We start from the raw sequence: 8993 nt of genomic DNA on the forward strand, positions 1-8993 counted from the left end.
GTCTCTGTGGACTCGGGTGACATTTGTCCTGGCTGCCGGCCTCTCAGGGGACTACGCCTCCGGGGCGCGCCCGGATTCGGAGCGCCAATATACCAGAGCCCTCAGGGATCGAGCTTTCGCCCCTCAGGATCGAAGATCGCCGGCTGCGCCCAACCGAGCCGCGCCAGGAGATGCTGCCCGCTCGTCCTCAGGCACCCGAGGCCGTACGCGATCGCGCGGGCGAAGCCGATCGACGACGAGGCGTCGTGGTACGACGTCGGACAGGAAAGCTCGCCGACGCGGAAGCCGAAGCGGATCGCCTGCGCGAGCATCTGGTTGTCGAAGACGAAGTCGTCCGAGTTCTCGAGAAGGGGAAGCCTCAGCAGCACCTCCCGGGTGAAGGCGCGGTAGCCGGTGTGGTACTCGGAGAGCTTCGCCCCCGTGACCATGTTCTGGACGAGCGTCAGGACGCGGTTCGACAGGTACTTGTAGCGCGGCATCCCCCCCTTGAGCGCCCCGCCGCCGAGGATGCGCGAGCCGATGACGACGTCGTAGATCTCCTCGGCGAGCATCGAGGCCATCGCCCGGATCAATCGCGGGTCGTACTGGTAGTCGGGGTGGAGCATGACGACGACGTCGGCCCCGCTCCGGAGCGCCTCCTGGTAGCAGGTCTTCTGGTTGGCACCGTACCCGCGGTTCCGGGCGTGGACGAAGGTGCGGATGCCGAGGTTCTTCGCCAGCTTCACCGTGCCGTCGCGGCTCCCGTCGTCGGTGAGGAGGACCTCATCGACGATGTCGCGCGGGATCCCCTCGTACGTCGCGAGGAGCGTCCGCTCGGCGTTGTAGGCCGGGAGGACAACGACGATCTTCCGCCCCCGGATCACGGCGCGCCCTCCTCCCGGTGAGCCATCGCCTCGCGGCAGGCCAGGACGAAGAGCAGGAACGACCCGCCGGCCAGTCCCAGAGCGACGGCGTAGTCGTTGTCGAGGTGGACGGCGCGAAGAGCGGGCTCGGAGCTGATGCCGAAGAGAGCTGCGAAGATCGCCCACGGGTACCACGCCGGGCGCTCCCTCGGCCTCAGGAGGTAGAGGCCCAGGGGGAGCGCCAGCACGAGGTAGTGCGGCCAGGCGAGCCCCGACGCGAGGATCGGCACGAGAGGTCCGACCCCGACCATCAGGAACTCCGCGTCGAACCCGCCCTTCCCGGCCGGACGCCGCTCCCTTCCCATCCAGACGGCCAGGGCGAGGATCGCGAGGACACCGGCGAAGAGGATCGGCGACGCGTCCACGCCGAAGGCCTCCTTCAGCAGCCGCGCTCCCCCGAAGTTCCCCCAGGACACGCCGAGGTCGAAGCGCCTCTCCAGCTGGCTGAGCGTGCGGAGCCAGGCGATCCACGGCGAAGGCGTCCCGAAGAGGAGCGCCGAGGCGAGCACCGCGACCACGACTCCCCCGGCCGCCCCCGCGGCGCGGACGAGAAGGTGGCCGTACCTCCCGTTCGCAATCCAGAGGATGGCGAGGGCGACCGGGACGAAGGCCAGGTTGGGCTTGAAGGCGACCGCGAGGCCGAGAACGGCGCCCGCGGCGAGGCTGACGGCGACGCTTCCGGCCCTCCGTTGGAGGAAGAGGTAGAGAGTGAGAAGGGCGAGCTGGATCCCGTTCACGTTTCCGTCGAAGAGATCGTTCCTGAGCGGGGTGAACGCCCACACGACGAAGGCGAGGAACGCCAGGGCCCCCTCGGCGGAGTAGCCGAGCGACGCCGCGAGAAGGAGGAGCGAGGGGAGCGTGCACGCGAGGAGGATCACCCGGTGGCGGCGGAAGTCGGCCTCGAAATCGCCCCCGCTCGGGAGCGTCACGAGCGCGTAGAGGAAGGGGGTGGAGGCGATCTGGATCTCCTCCTTGCGGAAGTCGGCGGCCGCCTTGAGGCGCGGCTGGCCGGACGCCTCCGCGCGCGCGTTGAAGATCGCGGCCATGCGCGGGCCGGCGCCTGCGGCGTAAAGATCCGGGACGAGCCCCTCGCGGACGATCCGGCCGGCAGCCCAGTACTGGAAGTAGTCGATCCCGACGCTCGTCTCGCTCTCGGTCCAGAGGTTCACGAGGCCGAACAGGACGGCGAGCGCCAGGGGCACGAGGATCAGCCTTCGAGACGCCACGAGAACCCCTCCCCCTGCCCGCGCGGGCGCCGCATTCTACCAAGGCAGCGCCTTGATGGGGCGGGGGGGATCGCGGTAGTCTCCCTGCCGAATCGACCCGCATCGCCCACGAAGCCTCAGGAGGAGCCGATGACCCCCGCCAGAAGACCCCTGCGCATCTTCGCCGCCGCCGTCCTTCTCGCGCTCGTGGCCCCGGCGAGCCCGCGTGGCGCGGCGGAGGAGCATCCCGCCTATCCCGACGCTCCGAAGATCTCCCAGATCGACGACTACCACGGGACGAAGGTCGCCGATCCCTACCGCTGTCTCGAGGACCTCGACTCGGCGCAGACGAAGGCGTGGGTCGAGGCCGAGAACAAGGTGACCTTCGCCTTTCTCGATCAGATCCCGGAGCGCCCGCAGATCAAGCAGCGGCTGACGAAGCTCTGGAACTACGAGCGGTACGGCATCGACTTCAAGCAGGGGGGGCGCTACTTCCACACGAAGAACGACGGCCTGCAGAACCAGAGCGTCTGGTACTGGCAGCCCTCCCTGACCGTCGAGCCGAAGATCCTCCTCGACCCCAACAAGCTCAGCGCGGACGGCACCGTGGCCCTCGACGGCCTCTCGATCAGCGAGGACGCGAAGCTCGCCGCCTACTCGATCCAGACCTCCGGCTCCGACTGGCGGGAGTGGAAGGTCCGCAACGTCGACACGGGCGAGGACCTCCCCGACCTGATCAGGTGGAGCAAGTTCTCGGGAGCGGCGTGGACCCACGACGGCAAGGGGTTCTTCTACAGCCGCTACGACGAGCCCGCGGCCGGCACGAAGATGGTCGGCGCCAACTACTTCCAGAAGCTCTACTACCACAGGATCGGGAACCCTCAGGAAACCGACGCTCTCGTCTACGAGCGGAAGGATCACAAGGAGTGGGGGCTCGGCGGGCAGGTCACCGACGACGGACGCTACCTCGCGATCAACGTCAGCGAGGGGACCGACCCGAAGAACCGGTTCTTCTACAAGGATCTCGCCGAGAAGGACTCGAAGGTCGTCGAGCTCCTCGTGGACTTCGACGCCTCGTACAACTTCATCGACAACGACGGCCCCGTCTTCTGGTTCCTCACCGATCTGAAGGCGCCGCGCGGCCGCATCATCGCCATCGACACGCGGAACCCCGCGCGCGACAACTGGAAGGAGATCGTCCCCGAGTCGAAGGACACCCTCCGCAGCGTGAACGCGCTCAACAACTCGTTCGTCGCGACGTACCTGAAGGACGCGCACTCCGCGGTCAAGGTCTTCTCGCTCGACGGGAAGTTCGTCCGCGAGGTCGCCCTCCCCGGCATCGGTTCGGCGAACGGCTTCGGCGGGCGAAGGTCCGACACCGAGACCTTCTACTCGTTCGCGGGGTACACGCAGCCGACGACGATCTACCGGTACGACCCCGTCGCCGACAGGAGCACGGTGTACCGGAAACCGATCGTCGATTTCGACCCCAACGAGTACGAGACGCAGCAGGTCTTCTACAACAGCAAGGACGGCACGCGCGTCCCGATGTTCATCACCGGGAAGAAGGGGTACCGGCTCGACGGGAGCAACCCGACGTATCTGTACGGCTACGGCGGCTTCGACATCCCGCTGACCCCCGCCTTCTCGGCGTCACAGCTCGTGTGGATGGAGATGGGGGGCCTCGTCGCGATCGCGAACCTCCGCGGCGGCGGCGAGTACGGCGAGGAGTGGCATCTCGCCGGCACGAAGCTCCACAAGCAGAACGTCTTCGACGACTTCATCGCCGCGGGGGAATGGCTCGTCGCGAACAAGTACACCTCGACCCCGAAGCTGGCGATCGCGGGGGGGAGCAACGGCGGGCTCCTGATCGGAGCGTGTTTGAACCAGCGGCCGGATCTCTTCGGCGCCGCCCTCCCGGCGGTCGGCGTCATGGACATGCTCCGCTTCCACAAGTTCACCATCGGCTGGGCCTGGGCCTCGGACTACGGCAACGCCGACGACCCGGACCAGTTCAAGGCGATCTACGCCTACTCCCCGCTCCACAACATCAAGCCCGGGACGAAGTACCCCGCGACCCTGGTCACCACGGCCGATCACGACGACCGCGTCGTGCCGGCGCACAGCTTCAAGTACGCCGCGACGCTCCAGGCGGCGCAGGGGGGGGACGCGCCGATCCTGATCCGCGTCGAGACGAAGGCGGGGCACGGAAGCGGCAAGCCGACGGCGAAGATCATCGAGGAGGCCGCCGACGCGTGGAGCTTCCTCGTCCGCGAGCTGAAGGTGGACGTCCCAGCGGCCCGGTGACGGCATGACGCCGGGGGCCGCGGCCCCGAAGTGGTTCGTGCGGGGAGATCTGGACGGGTTCTTCGGCCTCGCGGTCGACAACCTGATCCAGTTCCTCCTGATCCTCGACCTGTGCGTGTCGATGTGCGGCCTCGAGGCGTCGTTCGTCGTCTCGAGGATTCTCCCCGGCGCCGCCGTGAGTCTCCTGGTCGGCAACCTCTTCTACGCGTGGCAGGCGCGGCGCCTCGCGGCGCGGGAGGGGCGCGACGATGTCACCGCCCTCCCCTTCGGCATCAACACCATCTCCCTCTTCGCCTTCGTCCTCTTCGTGATGGCCCCGACCTTCCAGGAGTGGTCGTCCCGACCCGGCGTGACGCGCGAGCAGGCGGCGATGGTCGCCTGGCAGGTGGGCCTCGTGGCGTGTTTCCTCTCCGGGGTCATCGAAGCCGCCGGCGGCCTCATCGCGGCGCGCGTCAGGCGGGCCACCCCGCGTGCCGCGCTCCTCGCGACCCTCGCCGGGATCGCCGTCGGCTTCATCTCGATGGAGTTCGTCCTCCGCACCTTCCAGCACCCGCTCGTCGCCTTCGTCCCGCTCGCGATCCTCCTCGCCCGGTACCTCGGCGGCGTGAGGCTCCCCTTCGGCCTTCCGGGTGGGCTCGTCGCGATTACGGTGGGGACGGCGATCGCGTGGTCCCTCCACTTCATGGGCCTGCCGGGGACGCCGGCGCTCGGCGGCGACATCTTCGGCTCACTCGGAGTGCACCTCCCGATCCTTTCGCTCAGCCCCCTTCTCACGGCCCTCTCGAGCCCCGACGTGTGGGGGCGCATCTCGATCATCGTCCCGATGGGGCTGATCAACGTGCTCGGATCGCTCCAGAGCCTCGAGAGCGCCGAGGCGGAGGGGGACGCTTTCCCGAGCGGATCGAGCCTCGCCGTGAACGGCGTCGCGACGATCGCCGCCTCGGCCTTCGGCTCGTGCTTCCCGACGACCCTCTACATCGGCCACCCCGGGTGGAAGCGCCTCGGGGCGCGCTCGGGGTACTCGGTCCTCAACGCCGCCTTCTTCACGGTCGTCGCCTTCACGGGGCTCATCGGCGCAATCGCCCGCGTCGTGCCGATAGAGGCCGGGATGGCGATCCTGATCTGGATCGCGATGATCATCGTCTCGCAGGCCTTCACCGCGACGCCGAAGGAGCACGCGCCGGCGGTCGTCCTGGGGCTCCTTCCGGGCCTTGCGGCGTGGGGGTGGCTGCTCGTCGAGATGACGCAGCTCGGGATGAAGCTTTCAGGGCAGGTGGGTTGGGGGACCGGGCTTCCGGCGATCGTCGACGCCCTCGGCGCGACGTCGATCCCCTACGTGCGTGGTCTGTTGTCGCTGAAGTCGGGGTTCATGTTCTCGGCGATGTTCATCGCCGCGATCGCCGTCTTCCTGACCGAGCGGAAGTTCGTGCAGGCGGCGCTGTGGAGCCTCGGGGCGGCCGTCTTCTCGATTGCGGGGCTGATGCACGCGTACACGCTCACCCCCACGGCGGTGCGGGAGGAGATCCTCCCGGGGTTCGCGTGGCAGGCGGCGCTTGGTTATCTGGGGATGGCGGGGGTGTTCGCCGTGATGGCGAGGGCGCGACGAAATCACAAGGCGACGTCGTAGCTCGTGCTCCTCCCGCCCCCCTCGAGCTGACGGAGAAAGCCTTTCTCGACGAGATCGGCGATCTCGCGCTGCGCCGTGGCCCGGCTCGTCCCCGTCATACCGGAGTACTTGCGCGTGGTGAGGCCCCCCTCGAATCCCTCCGGGCCGGCATCGAGCAGCCGGTTGATGACCTTGAGCTGACGCTCGTTGATCACGATCCCTGCCTGCCGCTGCCAGAGTCGAGACTTCGCGAGCACGCGATCGAGACGTGTCTCGGAAGCCTGAACCGCACGGGTCAAGCAGAGCAGGAACCACTCGAGCCAATCGGTGATGCCGCCGTCGCCGGCCTGGGTCCGCTCGAGGACGTCGTAGTAGGTGCGCCGCTCGGCTCGAATCCGCGCGGACATGCTGTAGAGGCGAAGGCCGGTTTTCTCATCCTCCGCCAGGGCCATGTCCGTGATGGCTCGGGCGATCCGGCCGTTGCCGTCCTCGAAGGGGTGGACAGTGACGAACCAGAGATGAGCCAATCCGGCTCGGAGGAGCCCCTCCTCGGGATCCGATCCTTCGCGCCACCAGGCGAGGAAGCGGGTCATCTCCCGGGCTACGTGCCCGGCGGGCGGCGCCTCGTAGTGCACCCGCTCGCGGCCGACCGGACCGGAGACGACCCGCATCGGCTCCTTCGTCCTGCGCCACTCCCCCACGACGATCTTCCGGAGCCCGGAGCGGCCTCCCGGGAAGAGAGCCGCCTGCCAGTCCTTGAGGCGCCGCGGGGTCAGCGGCTCGGCGTACTTCTGCGTCGCGTCGATGAGCACTTCCACGAGGCCGTCGGCGTGGCGGTCAGGCGCCGGCATGCCTGCCGAAGAGAGGCCCAGCCTTCGGGTCACCGATGAACGCACGGACCGGGGATCGAGCGACACCCCCTCGATGGCGGCCGTGCCGACGGCTTCATCGACGAGTGTTTCCGCCCTCGCCTCCATTCGGAGATCGAGCCCGAGTCCGGAGGCCCGCCCCAGCAGGTCGCCCTGGGCCTTGCGTGTCCGGGCGAGCGGTTCGAGCAGCCGGTCGCTCTCCCACCGCCAGCGGCGGGTCCAGTCCGGGTGCTGCCAGACGTAGTGAGCCACGGGGGCCATCCAAACGCCTCCTGAAGTGAGGCGCTTGGAGCGTTAATCGCCTCACTTTATGAGGCGATTATACCCCCTATTCGCCTCATCGGCAAGGCGGCGCGAAGACCGCCGTCAGTGATCCCACCCGAACCTCTCCGCGAGCGCGTCGATCCAGGCCTGCGTTGCCGGGTGGATCGTGTCGCCGCCTTCCTTCTCGAAGAAGAAGGGCTTGCGCTTCAGGGCCACCCTGAGGGCGACTCGGGGTTGGAGCGAAGCGGGGACGCCGGGCTGACGCCCCCGCCTCGATCAGATTCCGACGGTTTACTCCGCGACGAACAGGACGAGATTCTTCAGGAACCGCACCAGGTCTTTCTTCTCGTCGACGCTCAGAGCGACGAAGGCATCCCTGGCGGCCTGGCCCTCGCCCCCGTGTTCCAGGATCGCTTCGGTGATCGTCGTGGCCCGCCCATCGTGCATGTACGGCGGCGTCGACCCGACACCCCAGAGATTCTCGGTCAGGAAGACGGACGCCCCCGTGCCGGTCTCGTCGATCCGTTCGGCGAGGCCGGGGCCCATGTCGTGGCGCTTCAGATCGCCGAACAGATCCACGATGGCGCGCCCGCCGCGATCGGTCCTCAGGGAGCCCAGGCGGAACTTCACGCGCCCCTTCTTGTCGGTGATCTGGTTGTCCGGCTGATCGCGCGTGAGGTCGAAGCTCACCGGTGAGCCCTTGAGGAGCCCCTCGGCCGCCGGGTCCTGCCCCGCCGGAAGGACCGCGTCGCGGTACAGCGGGTTCGCGCTCGGCTCGCGGAAGACCGCGTCGTCGAGCGGAAGCAGGGCCATGTGGCAGCTCGTGCAACCGGTGCGGCCCATCAGCCGGGCGCCGCGGCCGATGGACTCGACGTCCGCCTTCGGCAGCGGATCGATGAGCCCCAGCTCGGCCATCTCGACCTCGCTCGTCGGGCGCGGCTGCGCGGCCATGTACACGACGATCGACGTGATGTCACCTACGGTTAGCTCGTTGATGACACCGTCCCCATCGCCGTCCTCCGCGCCGACGAGCTCAATGCCCTGCATGCCGAGCTCGTTGTTGGCGGCCGAGCGAGTGAAATCGCGAAGCGTCGTGGTATTCCCCTTCCACTGGAAGGGACGCACGGCGAGATCGGCGGAGATGCCGTGAACCTCGGAGAGGTCCTCCGCGACGTCGCACGGGCTGACCGACGTGCGCGTGACGGTGATCGCCCCGAAATCGACCCCCTTGGATCGAAGCGTCAGGGTCACCGGAAGCCCGCTCTGACAGGCTGCGCGCGCGGCCGCCTTCCGGATCCCGTGCAGGTCCTCGGTCATCTCCTCGGCCAGGCGCTGGATCGCGCCGGACGCGAAGACGTGGGGAGTGTTCCTCTGGATGAAGGACCCAATGTTTCCGGTGTGAAACGGATCGCGGATCACGTTCGTCTCGGCGCCGCCGCCTCCGTCGTTCGTCGGGAGGCGGTGGCAGCTGTTGCACCCTTCAGCGTTCGGTCCCGTCGGCCGCGCGGGGACGTGACTGGCCCACTCGCCCGGACCCGTGAGATCCGCCCGGGGAACGCGGGTGAAGCGCTGCCCGTCACCGACGTTGGCCCCGACGCCGTCGAGCGCGTTGAAGGGGTTGTTGAAGAGGGCGTCGCCGATGTCGAAGGCCTGCGAGAAGGCGTCCGCCCCCTGCCCGTGCATGACGAGCGTCGTCAGCGCGTGTTGATCCGCGTGGACCGTCGCGAGAGGTTGCTCGACCGCCGCCACGGCGGCCGGATCCGGAAGGGCGGCCCGGGCGCTCGCGCCCGCCGTCAGGATTGCGGCAAGACAGATCAGCGCGCTCGACGCGCGCGCGAAA

The 8993-nt window shown here is 68.5% G+C and carries 6 protein-coding genes; 2 read left to right on the forward strand and 4 right to left on the reverse strand.

The genetic code is table 11. The features are described from left to right. Nucleotides 1-101: 101 nt before the first annotated feature. Together HY049_16605 and HY049_16610 are read right to left on the reverse strand one after the other, a co-directional pair. Complete coding sequence (locus HY049_16605) at nucleotides 102-863, reverse strand: glycosyltransferase family 2 protein (GenBank protein ID MBI3450518.1); 762 nt, start codon at nucleotides 861-863, stop codon at nucleotides 102-104. Next, on the reverse strand, nucleotides 860-2128 hold the full coding sequence (locus tag HY049_16610; protein MBI3450519.1) for a DUF2029 domain-containing protein: 1269 nt from the start codon (nucleotides 2126-2128) through the stop codon (nucleotides 860-862). Before HY049_16610 ends, HY049_16605 begins: the two co-directional genes overlap by 4 nt. 129 nt (nucleotides 2129-2257) lie before the next feature. On the opposite strand from HY049_16610, the gene HY049_16615 reads away from it, so the two are divergent. Further along, complete coding sequence (locus tag HY049_16615) at nucleotides 2258-4414, forward strand: S9 family peptidase (protein ID MBI3450520.1); 2157 nt, start codon at nucleotides 2258-2260, stop codon at nucleotides 4412-4414. A 4-nt stretch (nucleotides 4415-4418) separates the two neighbouring features. Next, nucleotides 4419-6041 carry an NCS2 family permease gene (locus HY049_16620; protein ID MBI3450521.1) on the forward strand — a complete coding sequence of 541 codons (1623 nt, stop codon included), beginning with the start codon at nucleotides 4419-4421 and terminating at the stop codon, nucleotides 6039-6041. Here HY049_16620 and HY049_16625 read toward each other — a convergent pair. Further along, nucleotides 6023-7150 (reverse strand): Fic family protein, encoded by a 1128-nt coding sequence (locus HY049_16625; GenBank protein MBI3450522.1) that lies wholly within the window; start codon nucleotides 7148-7150, stop codon nucleotides 6023-6025. The two genes, HY049_16620 and HY049_16625, sit on opposite strands and share 19 nt — an antisense overlap. 294 nt (nucleotides 7151-7444) lie before the next feature. Then, on the reverse strand, nucleotides 7445-8993 hold a 1549-nt coding region (locus tag HY049_16630; protein ID MBI3450523.1), incomplete at its 5' end, for a hypothetical protein.

It is taken from the genome of Acidobacteriota bacterium (genome assembly GCA_016195325.1).
Taxonomy (GTDB): Bacteria; Acidobacteriota; Polarisedimenticolia; order JACPZX01; family JACPZX01; genus JACPZX01.